The organism is Mesorhizobium sp. B2-4-13 (assembly GCF_006658535.1).
Lineage (GTDB): Bacteria > Pseudomonadota > Alphaproteobacteria > Rhizobiales > Rhizobiaceae > Mesorhizobium > Mesorhizobium australicum.
The window spans coordinates 20,912-35,417 of the sequence record NZ_VFVB01000002.1; the positions used below are offsets into that span (position 1 = coordinate 20,912).

General features: G+C 61.1%; 13 protein-coding genes. 6 read left to right on the top strand and 7 right to left on the bottom strand.

Features of this window, described 5'->3' with window-relative positions; genetic code table 11:
* Nucleotides 1-155: 155 nt before the first annotated feature.
* From FJ936_RS04160 to FJ936_RS04195, 7 genes are all read right to left on the bottom strand, one after another.
* Entirely contained in the window at nucleotides 156-1,013 is an 858-nt protein-coding gene (locus FJ936_RS04160; protein ID WP_246680413.1) for an ABC transporter substrate-binding protein, read from the bottom strand.
* The gene (locus tag FJ936_RS04165) at nucleotides 1,010-1,771 is read right to left on the bottom strand and encodes an amino acid ABC transporter ATP-binding protein (protein ID WP_140787294.1); all 762 of its coding nucleotides are present in this window, start codon (nucleotides 1,769-1,771) and stop codon (nucleotides 1,010-1,012) included. The genes FJ936_RS04160 and FJ936_RS04165 overlap by 4 nt, the downstream gene beginning before the upstream one ends.
* A complete protein-coding gene (locus FJ936_RS04170; RefSeq protein ID WP_140787292.1) occupies nucleotides 1,771-2,646 on the bottom strand; it encodes an amino acid ABC transporter permease in 876 nt (291 codons plus the stop codon). The genes FJ936_RS04165 and FJ936_RS04170 overlap by 1 nt, the downstream gene beginning before the upstream one ends.
* A gap of 375 nt (nucleotides 2,647-3,021) precedes the next feature.
* Nucleotides 3,022-3,825 (bottom strand): ABC transporter permease, encoded by an 804-nt coding sequence (locus FJ936_RS04180; protein WP_141906164.1) that lies wholly within the window; start codon nucleotides 3,823-3,825, stop codon nucleotides 3,022-3,024.
* Entirely contained in the window at nucleotides 3,822-4,547 is a 726-nt protein-coding gene (locus FJ936_RS04185; RefSeq protein WP_015316544.1) for an ATP-binding cassette domain-containing protein, read from the bottom strand. The genes FJ936_RS04180 and FJ936_RS04185 overlap by 4 nt, the downstream gene beginning before the upstream one ends.
* Nucleotides 4,544-5,506 (bottom strand): PQQ-dependent catabolism-associated beta-propeller protein, encoded by a 963-nt coding sequence (locus FJ936_RS04190; protein WP_140787288.1) that lies wholly within the window; start codon nucleotides 5,504-5,506, stop codon nucleotides 4,544-4,546. Before FJ936_RS04190 ends, FJ936_RS04185 begins: the two co-directional genes overlap by 4 nt.
* Nucleotides 5,494-6,714 (bottom strand): ABC transporter substrate-binding protein, encoded by a 1,221-nt coding sequence (locus FJ936_RS04195; protein WP_141906165.1) that lies wholly within the window; start codon nucleotides 6,712-6,714, stop codon nucleotides 5,494-5,496. Before FJ936_RS04195 ends, FJ936_RS04190 begins: the two co-directional genes overlap by 13 nt.
* 946 nt (nucleotides 6,715-7,660) lie before the next feature.
* Here FJ936_RS04195 and pqqB point away from each other — a divergent pair.
* The 6 genes from pqqB to FJ936_RS04230 all read left to right on the top strand — a co-directional run bounded on the left by pqqB (nucleotide 7,661) and on the right by FJ936_RS04230 (nucleotide 14,504).
* A complete protein-coding gene (gene pqqB, locus FJ936_RS04205) occupies nucleotides 7,661-8,599 on the top strand; it encodes a pyrroloquinoline quinone biosynthesis protein PqqB (protein ID WP_141906166.1) in 939 nt (312 codons plus the stop codon).
* Nucleotides 8,596-9,354, top strand: coding sequence for a pyrroloquinoline-quinone synthase PqqC (pqqC, locus tag FJ936_RS04210; protein WP_141906167.1), 759 nt, complete (start codon nucleotides 8,596-8,598; stop codon nucleotides 9,352-9,354). Before pqqB ends, pqqC begins: the two co-directional genes overlap by 4 nt.
* Nucleotides 9,351-9,647 (top strand): pyrroloquinoline quinone biosynthesis peptide chaperone PqqD, encoded by a 297-nt coding sequence (pqqD, locus tag FJ936_RS04215; RefSeq protein WP_015316539.1) that lies wholly within the window; start codon nucleotides 9,351-9,353, stop codon nucleotides 9,645-9,647. The genes pqqC and pqqD overlap by 4 nt, the downstream gene beginning before the upstream one ends.
* Nucleotides 9,644-10,765 carry a pyrroloquinoline quinone biosynthesis protein PqqE gene (pqqE, locus tag FJ936_RS04220; protein ID WP_015316538.1) on the top strand — a complete coding sequence of 374 codons (1,122 nt, stop codon included), beginning with the start codon at nucleotides 9,644-9,646 and terminating at the stop codon, nucleotides 10,763-10,765. Before pqqD ends, pqqE begins: the two co-directional genes overlap by 4 nt.
* Nucleotides 10,766-11,721: 956 nt before the next feature.
* On the top strand, nucleotides 11,722-12,717 hold the full coding sequence (locus FJ936_RS04225) for a glycosyltransferase family A protein (protein WP_141906168.1): 996 nt from the start codon (nucleotides 11,722-11,724) through the stop codon (nucleotides 12,715-12,717).
* The gene (locus FJ936_RS04230; protein WP_141906169.1) at nucleotides 12,714-14,504 is read left to right on the top strand and encodes an ABC transporter ATP-binding protein; all 1,791 of its coding nucleotides are present in this window, start codon (nucleotides 12,714-12,716) and stop codon (nucleotides 14,502-14,504) included. The genes FJ936_RS04225 and FJ936_RS04230 overlap by 4 nt, the downstream gene beginning before the upstream one ends.
* The last annotated feature ends 2 nt before the right edge of the window (nucleotides 14,505-14,506 follow it).

Genomic DNA, 14,506 nt, shown 5'->3' on the forward strand with positions numbered 1-14,506 from the left:
GATAAGAGGCGACTGCGGCATGGCGTGGTCATTCTGTTTGGGGATTCATCCGCGCCCGGCAAGCCGGGCGCGGATTGTGAAAGACAAAAGCTCTCCGCTCCGGCCGGATGGCCGGTCAAATCGCGAAGTGAGGAGATTTAGGTGCGCCTTGGTGCTTACTTCACGCCGTTGATGACGGCCTTCGGCACCGCGTTGTGCACCAAGCCCCACTTCTTGAGCATGGCGTCGTAAGAGCCGTCCTTGATCAGTTCGTCTAATGCGCCGGCCACGGCATCGCGAAGGCTGGTATTGTCCTTTTTGAAGCCCATGCCGAAGGTATCGTTGCTGAGCAGGGGTTCGCCGACGAGTTGATAGGTGTCCGGCTCGAGGCGGATCTGGTAGGCAATCGTTTCGATGCCCTGCACCACGGCGTCGTAGCGGCCCTGCTTCATGCCGAGACGGGCGGCGTTGGAATCGGCCGTTCCCTCGAACTTGATCGCAGGCTTACCCTTGGCCACGCAGTTGGCGTCGCTCCAGCCGGTGACGTTTTCGCCGAAGGAGGTCGAACGGCTGCCGGCGACGGTCTTGCCGCAGAAATCCGTCGTTTCCTTATATTGGGCGGCGTTGGCCTTCATCGTGAAGAGGATTGGGCCACTCGTTATGTAGTCGACGAAGTCCATGCTGGCTTGGCGCTTCACGTTGTCGCTCATGCCGGAGATGATCATATCGCCGCGCCCGGTCTGGAGCCCGCTCTGCAGCTCCTGGAATGCGGAGGTGACGAAAAGCACGTTAAGGTTGAGCTTTTTGCCAATGGCGTTGATCAGGTCTACGTCGAAGCCATCCAGCGTGCCCTGATCGGGATTGACGAATTCCATGGGCGGGTAGATCGGGTTCGTCAGGACGCGCAGTTCACCCAGGTTGACAAGGTTAAGCTTGGTGTCGGCGTGCGCAGCACCGGCCGCGACCAAGGCCATCGCCGAAACGGCAATGCGTATGAATTTCATGGGTTTTTCCTCCTGAAGGTTGTTTTTCAAAGCACCGCAGAGATGAAATTCTTCACTCTGGGATTTCGGGGATTTTCGAGAATCTCGGCGGGTGTCCCGCAGTCGACGATGCGACCGGCGTCCATGAACAGCACACGGTCGGCCACCTCGCGGCAGAAGCCCAGTTCATGCGTGACGACGATCATAGTGGTGCCGGACGCCGCAAGCTCCTTCATCACGCTCAGCACCTCGCCGACCAGCTCCGGATCGAGCGCCGAGGTGGGCTCGTCGAACAGCATCGCTTTCGGCTTCATCGCGAGTGAGCGAGCGATCGCCACACGCTGCTGCTGGCCTCCCGACAATTCGCCCGGGTAAGCATCGGCCTTGAGGGAAAGCCCGACGCGGTTGAGCAGGGTCTTGGCTTCATCGATGCAATCCCTCTTGGGGCGTTTCTGCACTCCCACCGGCCCTTCGACGATGTTTTGCAGCACCGTCTTGTGCGGGAAAAGATGGAAACGCTGGAACACCATGCCCACGGACTGCCGCTGGCGGGCGATCTCGCTTTGGCTCAACGGATGGAGTTTGTTCCCATCACGGCGGTAGCCCACGATTTCGCCCTCGATGGCGACATATCCAGCATCGAGCTTTTCAAGCTGGTTGATGCAGCGCAGGAAGGTGCTCTTGCCAGAGCCGGATGGGCCGATGATGCAGACGACCTCGCCCTTGGCAATTGCAAAGTTGATGTCTTGCAGGACATGGAAAGAACCGAAATATTTCTGCAGACCGACAGCCGTGATCAGCGCGTCCATCACGCCGCCTCCTCGGTGAGGGCTCGGCCGGCGGGCTGACCGTGGCCGCCCCAGCCTTTCGAAAAATAGCGCTCGACGAAGATCTGGCCAATGGACAGTACAGTGACGACGATCATGTACCAGATGGCGGCGACAATCAGCAGTTCGATGACGCGAGAGTTGACGTAGTAGACGTCCTCGACGCTTCTCAGCAACTCGGAATATTGGATGACGCTGGCGAGCGACGTGAGCTTGACCATGCCGATGGTTTCGTTGCCGATAGGCGGAACGATAACGCGCATGGCCTGTGGCAGGACGATCCTCAGCATAGCGCGTAAAGGCGTCATGCCAATTGAAAGGCCGGCCTCGGTCTGACCCTTGTCCACGGCCAGAATGCCGGCGCGGACCACCTCGGCGGTATAGGCGCCTTGCTGGATGCCCAACCCAAGGAACGCGGCGACGAAGGGCGTCATGATGTCGACGGTTCGAAACGAGAACAGTCCTGGAATTCCGATCGTGGGAAAAATCAGCGCGAGGTTGAACCACAGCAGCAGTTGCAGAAGCGCCGGCGTGCCGCGGAAGAGCCAGACGTAGCCGATCGAGACATTCCGCAGTACCGGATTGTCCGACATGCGCATAACGGCGGTGACCACGCCTAGCACGATGCCCAGCGCCATGGCGCAGAATGTCATAATGATGGAGTTGATTACGCCCTTGAGCACGCTCGGCGAAAACAGGTTGGTGCCGACATAACTCCAGGCAATGTCGCCGACCCAGAAAGCCCTGACGAGCATCGCAAGCAGAACAATGACAAGGAGACCCAGGATTTTCGTCCCAGTCTTGCGTCGCGGCACGATCACGAAATGTGCCGGTTCAGCGCTCCCAATTTCGCGCATGATGAAGGTTCCCCGAGGCTCAATCGCCTCGTTTTTGTTTTGATGCCCAAGCGTAACCATGCGACCACGATCGCCGCAAACGAGATATGAGCATGCGATTTATGATGGATTTGCATAAATCCGTTGCGGCTCGTACGGATGCTCCGGATGCCATACGATCGCCGGCGTGCCGGGGGCACAAGGCCAGGTTGGTCCGCGCCTCGATTCCAGCCTTGCCGACCGGGTCTTTATCGCCGGCGTGCTGGCGAGCCGGAGAACCTGATCCGCTGGATACGAGCGGCCAGGGAGATCAATCCGCACACGGCAATGCCATCGACGGGGATCACAGAGCAGCAGGCGCGTGATATCGCTGCCTACCTCTACGCCCTGAAATGATCAGCCCTCGCCGCGCCGGGACCACAGGCCGCGGCCGGGGTCGTAGCCGACCACTGCCGCCAGGAAAAACACGACGAGGCAGGCGAGAACGACAAGGACGGAAACGGGATCGAAGCGCAGATAGAGCGTGAAGCGTATCAGTTCGACCGCCGAACTGAACGGGTTCCATGCGGCGATCGTAGCCAGCACCGGCCCCGCCTCGGCGAGCCGCCATATCGGATAAAGCGCCGTCGAGGCGAAGAACGTCGGGAAGATGACGAAGTTCATCACGCCTGCGAAGTTCTCCATCTGCGTCGAAACGGACGATACCAGCAACCCGAACGCGCCCAGCATCAGGCCTGACAGGACCAGCGCCGGAAACACGGCGAGGTAGCCTAGAAACGGCGGGCGCACGTCCCAATAACGCGCGATCAGCAAGAACAGATAGACCAGCGGCAGACCGACGATGACGCTCGCCAGCAGCCGCGCGGCAAGCAGATACCAGCGTGGAAGCGGCGCCGTCAGCAACAGGCGCATGCTGCCCATCTCACGGTCGTAGACCATCGCCAGCGAGCTTGCCATGGCATGGAAGAGCAGCATCATGGCCGCCAGCCCGGGGACGACATAGACCTCGTAGAGCACGTAGGTCTGATAGGGCGGCGTGATTGACAGGCCAAGCACCGAGCGGAAGCCGGCGGCGAAGATGGCGAGCCAGACCAAAGGCCGTATGATCGCCGAGAGCAGCCGGCCGCGCTGCCGAAGCGTTCGCAACATCTCCCGCCGCAAGATGCCGTCGAGCGCGCGCAATGCGTGGTGGACTTTCATGGCGAGCCCGTCAGCACGGCGAATGCCCCCGCGATGGTTTCGACATTAAGCTCGGGCGCGATGCGATCCGCGCCGCCGGCCCAGCATACCCTGCCCTGATCCAGCACCACGACATCATCGTCGGCCGCCACCTCTTCGAGGAAATGCGTTGCCCACAGAACGGCAATGCGACGCTCTCGGCAAAGCTTTCTCATATGCTGTTCAAGCGCGCGCCGTCCTGGCACGTCGAGCCCGGTGGTAGGCTCGTCGAGCAGCAGCAGGCGTGGACCATGCATCAGCGCCCGTGCGATCTCCACGCGCCGGCGCTGGCCGCCGGACAGCGCGCGGGCGGGATCGTCGATCCTGTCCAGCACCTCCAGGCGGCTGAGTTCCTCCCTGGAGCGCTCCTTGCTCAGCTCCGTGGGAAGCCCATGCAGGGCCGCATGGTATCGCAGGTTCTCGCCGGCCGTCAGATCGAGGTCGAGAGTCGGCAATTGAAAGACGACGCCCATTTGCGCGAGCGCGGCGGAAGGATTGGCATTCATGGCTTGGCCGAAGACCTGCACTGATCCTACGCGCGCGTGGTAGAGACCGGTGATCAGCGAGAACAAGGTCGTCTTGCCGGCGCCGTTGCGTCCAAGCAGGATACACATCCTGCCTTCAGCCACCGCGAACGAGACGCCCTGGAGAACCCGCCGGCTTCCGAAACTGTGACCTAGATCCTCGACTGACAGGGCGTTCATGGGCCAATCACGACGCCCCACGGACCGCGCCCCACCGGCAGTGATCTCACCACCTCCTGATCGTGAAGGTTGATGAAGGAGATGTCGCCCGAGTTGCCGTTGGCGCTGATCAGACGCTTCTGGTCGTCCGATAGCGCTACATGCCACGGACGCTGGCCGACGAGATAGAGGCGCCGCACCGCCAGCGTCTTGGTGTCGACCTCTGCAACCCTGTTGGCCGGGCCGAGCGCCACATAGGCGGTCGTGCCGTCGCGCGACATCTCAATGCCAACCGCTTGCACCCCCTCGCGCCGGATACCCGGCACCTCGAATTCGATCTTGCCAGTTTCAGCGCGTGTAGCGGTATCGAAGACGGCGACGGTGCCCCGGATTTCGGACGACACCCACAATTGCTTGTCGTCCGGCGAAAACGCCGCCGCGCGCGGCCGTGTGTCGACCAGCAGATTGTCGATGAGCTCGAGTGTGCCGGCATCGATGAGATGAACCATGCTCGTCGTCTCCGAAGTGCAGGCGACCGTGCGGCCATCGGCGCTGACTGCCATGCCTTCTGGTTCCACGCCGACGTCGATGGTGCCTGTGACCTTACCTGCCGCGATATCGACGACCGAAACCAGATTGTCATTTTCATTGGCCACGAAGAGCCGCTTGCCGTCCGGATGGACAACGAAGAATTCCGGATCGGCGCCCGAAGGCAACCGACCAACCACCTGCCGTTTGGCGAGATCGATCACATCGATGCGGTTGTCGTCGCCTTCGGCAACGAATAGCGTCTTCTTGTCGATCGAAAGCGCCATCCCGCGCGGACGCCGTCCGACATCGATGGTTGTCTGCAGGGTCATGGCCGCCCCGTCGACGACCGCGACGGTGTTGTCCTGTTCATTGGAGACGTAGATCGTCTCAGCCGAGGCGGGAGGAACGAGAATCAACATTGCAAGGATAAGATCAATCAGAACTTGCATGTGCTCTCCTCCAGATCGATCCCCAGAGTATCGAGTGGCGTTCGCTGGTGCAGGAAACCCGGCTGTGGCGAGTTGGAGACGAGCAGCCGAGGGCCCGCGATCAGGACAGGCTGGCGCATCTGGCCGTTCCACGGACGGAAACTCAGCCCCTGTCCTTTGAATCCGGCGAGCAGGAAATCGTTGCTGCGGAGATACTTTCCGATCGCAATCGGATCGAGGCTGTGCAGGCGCGTTGCCGCCTCGCCGATGCTTCGCACGGCGAGCCAGGCGGCGTAGTCGCTGGGCAGCATCCAGCGCCCGGCCTGCTTGTGGAAGCGATCCTGGAGTTGCGTGGCACCCCACTCTTCGTTCACCGCGCTCCAGCCGGTCGCGACGAGACCCTGCGTCCCGGCGACCGGCCGCGGAAATGCGGTTCGGCCTTCGAGATAGGCGCCAAACTCGTCCGCCTCGTCGGCAACGACGAGCACATCATAGTCGCTGACCTGCGTGGCAGCGGGAATCTCGGTCTGCAGCGTGACATGTCCTGTGTCGGCGCGCCCGTTGGCCGGCCTGAACGTCCAGGGCTGGTCGATGGTGATCTTTGCTCCGAAACGCGTCGCCGCGCGTCGAAAGGCGACCGCCATCGCCCGGTCCTCGGGATGCGCCCCGACCAGCAGGAACCAGTGCTGCCAGCGCTTCCAGACGAGATATTGCGCCAGCCCGTCAGCGAGCATCGCGCGGCTCGGAATGGTGTGTAGCACGTTCTTGCGGCAATCCTCCTGGCGGAGCCGCTCGTCAGGAGCGCGACTGTTGAACAGCGTCATCCTCTCGGCGCCTGGAGCGTCGCTCGCCTGCAGCAAACGGGCGGCATCGAGATCGGCGATGAGGAAGCTGATGCCGGCGGCCGCGAATTCCTTGACCGCTTCGGCTGGCATCTCGCCGGGCTTGAGGGTGATTTCCTGCAACCGGAATTGCTGACCGAGAAAGCGGCCGGTGCTGGCATTGTCGGCGATGCCGAGCCGGGCACCTTGCAGGCCGTCGTCGGTGACGACCTCGTCCAGTGGCCCGAGCGGTAGAGGCGGTTTGCGCTGTTCGCCGAGATAGCCGATCACCATCGTCTGGGGCTCGCCAAGCCCGGGCGCGACCAAAGCGAGCAGCACGAGAAACGTCAGCGCCAGCCTCATTCGGCCCAAGGCGGGCAAGCCAAGTGGGACGTCAAAAATCGGCATGTGCGCTCCAGGATGGAAGCGACCCTAATATTTTGGACAAAGGAATGTTCCTGGATTCCAACAAAGTGAGCCCGCCCCATTTCCGCATTTGGGGCGGGCTCCATGCCTTGGACCGGTAGAGGGAGGACCGACCCCGACCCCAACTGCTGGAAATTCCGATCGTTTCTTGGCCGCGCTCTTTCCCAAGTCGCAGCCGGCCCCCTGAGCGGCACGCCTGCTCTCACCGCTTCTCGCTTGCGGCTACCGGCGGGCCAGCGCCCAGCTGGTCTAGCTTTGCAAGCGTTTCAACTCTATCAGGAACGATCATGAAGCGATGCTCCTTCTCGGCACCGGTCGGTCGACGGTGCTTTTGACCGGTCGCTACGACACGGTGGCAACGCGCGATTACGGCGCGCTTGAACTCTGGCAACCCGGCCTGAAGCTTCGACACGCGCATTGCGCGATTCTTTGGCGGGGACCGATGCGCCAGCCGCCCGACTAGCTCGGGCCTTTGGCATGCATCACTATGAACGCACGAGGCGTGACCGCATTCATATTTGACGATCGGATTACCGGTTGCGGCTCGACATTTCACGCCTGTTCGAGGAAAGTTAAGGCTGGTTCATTTGGAAAACCGGGCTGGTGATGAAGGAACAACTGAAGCTGCAACACGTTGTATCCTCCAAGAGTGCCCATTTTCAGGTAATGGCATCGATAGCGTGACCGGCCCGTTCGGCTGGCGCAAGAGGAGAACGCGATGAAGAAGATCTGGAAGAAACCGATCATGTGTCAGGTCGCCGCCGGTTTAGAGATTTCGCGATACCTGCCCGCAGAAAATCCGCCCAAGAAGTAGGCTGCAATTGCATGTGCCCTTCAACGGCGGCATGCAATTCTTGTCCGTAGGAAAATTGGACGCGGTTGCTTTTGAGAACGTCCTGCTAGTTCCATAGGGCTTCGGAGCGATGGTATGCTCGTGAAGATCATCGGATCGGCGGCGGGAGGTGGCTTTCCGCAGTGGAATTGCAATTATCGTTTGAGCCGCGCGGCTCGCAGCGGGATGCCCGGCGTTCGTCCACGAACACAATCATCCATTGCCGTGTCGGGTGACGGGGCAGGCTGGGTTCTCTTCAATGCGTCGCCCGACATTCGCCAGCAGATTGCGCAAACGCCTGAACTGCAGCCGCCAGCCGATGCGCCGCCGCGCTCGACGCCAATCCGCGCCGTGGTGCTGACCAACGCCGACGTGGACCATGTCGCCGGCCTGCTCAGCCTGCGTGAACGACAGCCGTTCGCAATCTATGGAACAGCACAGGTGCTGGAGACGCTGGAGGCGAATTCGATTTTCAACGTTCTCGATCCGTCGATCGTATCTCGGCGCCTGCTGGGGCCAACGGGCGAACTGGCGATCCGCGACGCGTATGGCCGCGAAACTGGCGTGGTGGTCGACAGCTTTCCCGTACCTGGGAAGATCGCGCTCTACCTCGAGCAAAAGGCCGATCCCAGCGCCGATTTCAGTTCCGACAGGGGTGACACAATCGGAGTCCGCATCACTGCGACCGGCAGGTGCGGCGCCATCTTCTACATTCCGGGCTGCGCGCGCATCGATGCCGCCCTGCGCACTCGTGTTGCTGATGCCGCCTGCCTGCTGTTCGACGGCACCATCTACACGGACGACGAGATGATTATTGCCCGCGTCGGCCAGAAAACCGGCGCGCGCATGGGGCACATCGCAATCTCTGGAGAGGAGGGCTCGATTGCTGGCTTAGCCGATGTAAAAATCGGCCGTCGTATCTTCGTCCATATCAACAACACCAATCCTATTCTCGACGAGAATTCCGCCGAACACGCGGCGGTCAGAGTGGCTGGTTGGGAAGTCGCCAGCGATGGGATGGAGATGGAATTTTGAGCGATTTCCACGAGGCTGCGAAAGATGGCCTGTCCAGGAGCGAGTTCGAAGCCGTGCTGCGGCAGGTCGGTGAAGAACGTTATCACAACCGACATCCTTTCCATCACAGTATGACCAGTGGCGCTCTGTCGAAAGCCGAAATGCAGGCCTGGGCGCTCAACCGTTATTGCTACCAGGCCGTCATTCCGCGCAAGGACGCCATGATCCTGGCGCGTGCCGAAGATCCGGCGTTTCGCGCCGCGTGGCGCAAACGCATCGAGGATCATGACGGCGACGACGGCTGGAGCGGCGGCATCGCGCGCTGGCTGCATCTGGCCACCGCACTAGGGCTCGACGCCGAAGCGGTCAGGAGCGAGCGTCTGGCGCTGCCGGCGACCCGTTTCGCGGTGGGCGCCTACCTTTCCTTCTGCACCAACCGTACGCTGCTCGAGGCGGTCGCATCGTCACTCACGGAGATGTTCTCACCCCGCATCATCGGCGAACGAGTGCCGGCGATGCTGGCCAGATACGACTACATTACGCAAGACACGCTGGCCTATTTCAGCTGGCGGCCCGAACAGGCATCACGCGACGCGGACTTCGCGCTCGCCTACGTGCTAGAACATGCCGACACGGCCGAACGTCAGCAGCAGGTGATCGATGCGCTGGTGTTCAAATGCGACATATTGTGGGCGATGCTCGACGCACTTCAACATGCCTATGGCGCGCCTGGAAACATACCGCCCGGCGCCTTCCGCCCGAAGGCGGCCTCATGACGGGACTGCGCGAAAGAGCCATCGTGTCGTTGCGATCGGCGCCGTCACTGCCGAAGCATGTCCGAATCCAGTACGACCCTGTGCGGCGCGCCTTCGCCGTGCTTTCGCCGGAGAAAGTCTTCTGGCCGGACGAGGTCAGCCTCGACATCTTGCGCCGCTGCGACGGGAGATCCACGGTCGGCCACATCATCGCCGACCTTGCGGCCGACTATGACGCCGGTCAGGATGCGGTAGCGGCCGACGTCATCGCCTTCCTGCAGGAATGGTCGGACAACCTTCTGGTGAAACTATGACCGAGCCTCTCCTGCCTCCGATCGGCATGTTGGCGGAACTGACGCATCGCTGTCCGCTGCAATGCCCTTACTGCTCCAATCCGCTCGAATTGCTGAAGGCCAATCGGGAGCTCGACACGCGGACCTGGCTCGATCTGTTCTCGCAGGCCGCCGATCTGGGCGTTCTCCAGGTGCACCTGTCTGGCGGCGAGCCGACGCTTCGCCGCGACCTTGAGCAACTGATCGCCGCGCTTTCGTCGCGCGGTATCTACACCAACCTCATCACCGCTGGTGTTGGCATTGCCGAAGGCCGTATCGAAGCCTTTGCCGAAGCCGGTCTCGACCACCTGCAACTGAGCTTTCAGGGTGCCCGTCAGCCGACCACCGACCGTGTCGCCAACCACAGCGGCAGCCACGAAAAGAAGCTGAAGACGGCACACCGCGCCCGCGCGGCCGGGCTGCCACTCACCATCAACGCACCGATCCATCGTCACAACATCGAGGAGGTACCCGAATTCATCGATCTGGCTCTTTCCTTGGGCGCCGACCGGCTCGAGATCGCCAACGTGCAGTATGCCGGCTGGGCGCTGGCCAATCGCGATATGCTGATGCCCGAATGTGGCGCGATAGACCGGCAGGCGGACATCGTCGCAGCCGCGCGCGAAAGGCTCGCCGGCATTATGAACATCGATTTTGTCACGCCGGATTATTTCGCCACATATCCCAAGCCATGCATGGGCGGTTGGGCGCGCGACGCGTTAGTGGTTACCCCGGACGGTACTGTATTGCCGTGCCACGCCGCGCAGACGATTCCTTCGCTTCGCTTCGAACGTTTTGGAGCGAAACCGCTGGCCGACATCTGGGCCGCTTCACCCGCATTCAATGCCTTTCGCGGCACCGAATGGATGCAGGAGCCATGCCGAAGCTGCGAGCGGCGTGAGATCGATTGGGGCGGCTGCAGATGTCAGGCGTTGGCGATTGTCGGCGATGCCGCTGCGACAGATCCGGTCTGCATCAAGTCGGAGGCACACGCGCGCATGGCTGCGCTGGTCGATGAAACCCGGCGCAACGTCGCCAATGCCGCAGGGGACGAAGGTTTCATCTATCGCCGGATAGGAATCGTGAATGACATTGCGTGACATAGGTCCGCGGAACGATCTCAGGAATTTCGATGTGAACCAACGCCGGTCCTTCATAGGGTCACGCAGGGCGACGCCAGGATCACCGTCATCCGGGGGTGGATGGTCGCCATCCGATGGTTCGGCTCGTTCGGGCGAATGCAGCGCTCTCAGATGTCTCCGCGCTTCTAGCCACGCGGACAGCTTGGCCGGCTCGAGCCTTCTCTCTCTAGGTGCAGGCCCCGCACCTCGCTGCCCCCTGGCGCACGCGTTTCTCGCGCAGAAACGATGGCCACGCGGCGGGTTTGCTTGATGCGGTGCCATGGCGAACCCTACTGGTCTATTCGAATGACGCCAGTCCACACAGCCACAATGCTATGGCGATCGCCTTCGCCCGCAGGATAGGCACATAACCAGTAGCGCCCTCTCCTCCTCTCTCGGCTAACCGTCGCGGCTTGAGTGCGGCTGCGGGTGAGTCCTGTCTCTCATTGCAGCCGTGCCGATCTCTTCCCCGTCGCGCATTGGCGTCGCAAGGCAGGTCGGAGCTTTATGTCGGTCGCTGAGGTTGGTTCGTGAAGACGCGCCAGTACCTCATCAGGATCCCGGTCAGATTAAAGGCTGCGTAGTAAGACGCCCGCCTCTTGAACAGCCAATCTCAGCTTAGCGGTGGGCGGGACGCCGCGCGGGACGGCGGCGTTCACGATAACGGCGCGCGCTGGCGGTTCAAGCGCTGTTTCGGGCCGTAAGAAAATCTGATCCTGCAAACCGGACTTTAGAGATGATTAAATTAGCAATATTGCGCATTGCGGTGTAATTTTGTGTTGCAGTGCAGCATGCCGCCGTGACTCACACTTCCAGGTTCCCGCACGACGGCGTAGTCGGCAGAGCCATCGAGGCCGGGGGGTGCGTGTCGCGGAGAGGCTCGCCGGGCGCCGGTTGCCTGTCTAGCCAACTTTTTGCGGAGACAACAGAGGCCCATGATCAAAGACAATGCCACGGTGGGCGTCGTGGTGCCGATGTTCAATGCGGAACGAACGATTCGCGCGACCCTGAACAGCATCTGCGGGCAACACTACCAGGCGCTGGACATTGTCGTCGTCGACGACGGGTCGACGGACCCTTCTGCCTCGATTGTGGCCTCCTATGCTGAACAGGATAGCCGTATCCGCCTGATAAGGCAGTCGAACGGCGGCGTTGCGAATGCGCGCAATCGTGGAGTTGCTTCCACCGATGCGGAGTTCCTGGCGTTTGTGGACGCCGACGATCTTTGGGCCCCATCCAAAATCGCGCTTCAGATGTGCACCTTACAGCAAGGCGGCTCTTCCGCAGGCCTGGCATATTGCTGGTTCGCCGATATAGACGGCGACGGCCGGGTATTCTCATTGCATAACCGGCCCGATGCCGAGGGTCGCGTGCTCCAACGCATGTGCAGGACGAACTTTGTTGGCAACGGAAGTTCAATGCTGGTCCGACGCGCCGCGTTCGAGCGAGCGGGAGGCTTCGACCCTTCCTTGAGGGCCAGGAACGCACAAGGCTGCGAGGACCTGCTGATGTGCCTCAGAATAGCCGAAAGTTACGAGTTTCGCGTCGTCCCTCAGTACCTCGTGGGTTACCGGATGACGAACGCCAACATGTCGAGCGATGTCATGCAGATGCTTCGTTCTTGTGAAATTGTCCTTGCCGAGTTTCGCCAGAAGTACCCGCAGTTCGGGGACGATCTCGACGATCATCTGATCGACATGCTGCATTGGCTCGCCGTAAGGGCCTTGATCTGCGGGCGGCTTTCGGCAGCGTATGGCCTGATGAAGAAACTCTTCCTGATGGAGCCAGGGACGGCGATTTCTCGCCTGCCAAGAATGGTGGACATCTACTGCCGAGCCCGACTGGTGCCTCGGTGGGTCAAAATCCGAGTGAAAAGGAGCCGAAACAAGAACGCCGAGTTCCACCCCCCCTACGCAGAGGGCATCTGGTGACTCTGGTCGCGCGATTGCGGCGGCTCTTTCGCCTGGGGGCGGCGCCAGCCTGGGCTGGGCCGACCGTGGTGGGACTTGGACTGATCGCAGCGGTTCTGGAAGGTACGGGTCTCGTCCTGTTCATTCCCCTGCTGCAGAGCCTCGGAGCCTCGCCGCCTCAGCCCGGCAGATGGCAGCCGGTGTTTGACAGGATCTTGTCACCCATCCCGCATCAACACCTGACCGCCTTCCTGGTCGGAGCGCTTTGCGTCAGCATCGTCCTCAAAAACGCGGTCCATCTCATCAACACCTGGGTAACCAGATACATTGACGGCCTCGTCGCGCACCGGTTGCGATCCAGGGTTTTCGATCAGACGATAAGTTCGTGCATCGACTACCGTGTCGAGAACAGGCGAACGGACATCATCACGACAATTGCCAACAATACCTGGAAGGTCAGCCAAGGGCTGAGCCTGGCCTACCGGTTGATGATCTGCCTTTGTACCTTCGTCGTCTTCGTTCTCTTGATGCTATTGATCTCAGTCCGATTGACCTTTTTTTCGATGATTTTCCTGCTTTTCGGAGCAATGGCCATTCGTCTGGCAACGCGACGCGCTGACGAGACCGGCAAGGCCGTCGTCGAGGAAAACAAGCAGTTCGGCCTCAGGATGTGGGAAAGCATCAATTCATTGCAATTGATCCGTGCCTTCGCACAGGAATCCTACGAGCATGACCGGTTCGTTCAGACATCGGACAGGGTAAGGCGTCGTCTGTTGAGGCTCGACATGCTTTGGGCGACCCCCGGGCCTGTCTCGGAGATCTCGATCACGATCCTGATCGGTGCACTGGTTCTCATTGCGGAATCAGCAAGCATAGGAATCGCGGCTCTCGCCGCTTTCCTGTCGCTGCTTTATCGTCTCCAGGCTCCCACACGGGAATTGCTGCAGTCGAAGATTGCGCTGGACGGGCTTGCGGGCGCGATTGACGATGTGGACGAGTTCCTGCGCACAACGCAAACGCCGTTTCTCAGCCAAGGCTATCTGCCGGCGCCCGCCCTCAAGACGGCCGTCGAATTTCGCGATGTCTGCTTTCGGTATGCGCCCGATCAGCCTTTGGCGCTACAGGATGTCTCCTTCAGTATCCCCGCCGGCAAGACCACAGCAATCGTTGGCGAGTCGGGTGCCGGCAAATCCACCCTCATGGCCCTGCTCTTTCGCTTCATGGACCCGACGTCGGGGGAAGTCCTCGCCGACGGTATCCCGCTCTTAGGTTTCGAGTTGCGCAGTTGGCGCAAGCGGCTGTCGCTGATGTCTCAGGAGGTATACCTGTTCAACGATACCATCGCGGCCAACATCGCTTACGGCGATTTCGACGCCGGTGAGCACGAACTGCGCCAAGCGGCCCGCATTGCGAAGGCAGACGATTTCATCCGTTCGCTTCCGGAGGGCTACGAGACGCAGATCGGCGACCAGGGAATGCGCGTGTCGGGGGGCCAGAGGCAGCGGATCGCGCTGGCCCGGACCATACTTCGCAATCCCGACATTCTCCTTTTGGACGAAGCCACGAATGCGCTCGACGGTGAGACGGAACAGGCGTTCCAGATCGCCCTCGAGCAATACTCGCACAATCGCACCGTGGTTGTCATTGCGCATCGCCTGTCCACCGTCCAGACCGCTGACCAGATCATCGTGATGTCGAAAGGACGGGTGATCGAGATTGGTCCGCCGGATCAACTCCTGAAGCGGGCGGGCCATTTTTCAAGACTTCACGAGTTTCAGCTCGGTCGTGTTGCCATGGGTGCGAACTAAGG

Coding starts and splice junctions, on each gene's coding strand:
- pqqB (WP_141906166.1), top strand. CDS start 7,661: ATGCTCGTGAAGATCATCGGATCGGCGGCGGGAGGTGGCTTTCCGCAG.
- FJ936_RS04165 (WP_140787294.1), bottom strand. CDS start 1,771: ATGGACGCGCTGATCACGGCTGTCGGTCTGCAGAAATATTTCGGTTCT.
- pqqD (WP_015316539.1), top strand. CDS start 9,351: ATGACGGGACTGCGCGAAAGAGCCATCGTGTCGTTGCGATCGGCGCCG.
- FJ936_RS04170 (WP_140787292.1), bottom strand. CDS start 2,646: ATGCGCGAAATTGGGAGCGCTGAACCGGCACATTTCGTGATCGTGCCG.
- pqqE (WP_015316538.1), top strand. CDS start 9,644: ATGACCGAGCCTCTCCTGCCTCCGATCGGCATGTTGGCGGAACTGACG.
- FJ936_RS04195 (WP_141906165.1), bottom strand. CDS start 6,714: ATGCCGATTTTTGACGTCCCACTTGGCTTGCCCGCCTTGGGCCGAATG.
- FJ936_RS04180 (WP_141906164.1), bottom strand. CDS start 3,825: ATGAAAGTCCACCACGCATTGCGCGCGCTCGACGGCATCTTGCGGCGG.
- FJ936_RS04190 (WP_140787288.1), bottom strand. CDS start 5,506: ATGCAAGTTCTGATTGATCTTATCCTTGCAATGTTGATTCTCGTTCCT.
- FJ936_RS04225 (WP_141906168.1), top strand. CDS start 11,722: ATGATCAAAGACAATGCCACGGTGGGCGTCGTGGTGCCGATGTTCAAT.
- FJ936_RS04185 (WP_015316544.1), bottom strand. CDS start 4,547: ATGAACGCCCTGTCAGTCGAGGATCTAGGTCACAGTTTCGGAAGCCGG.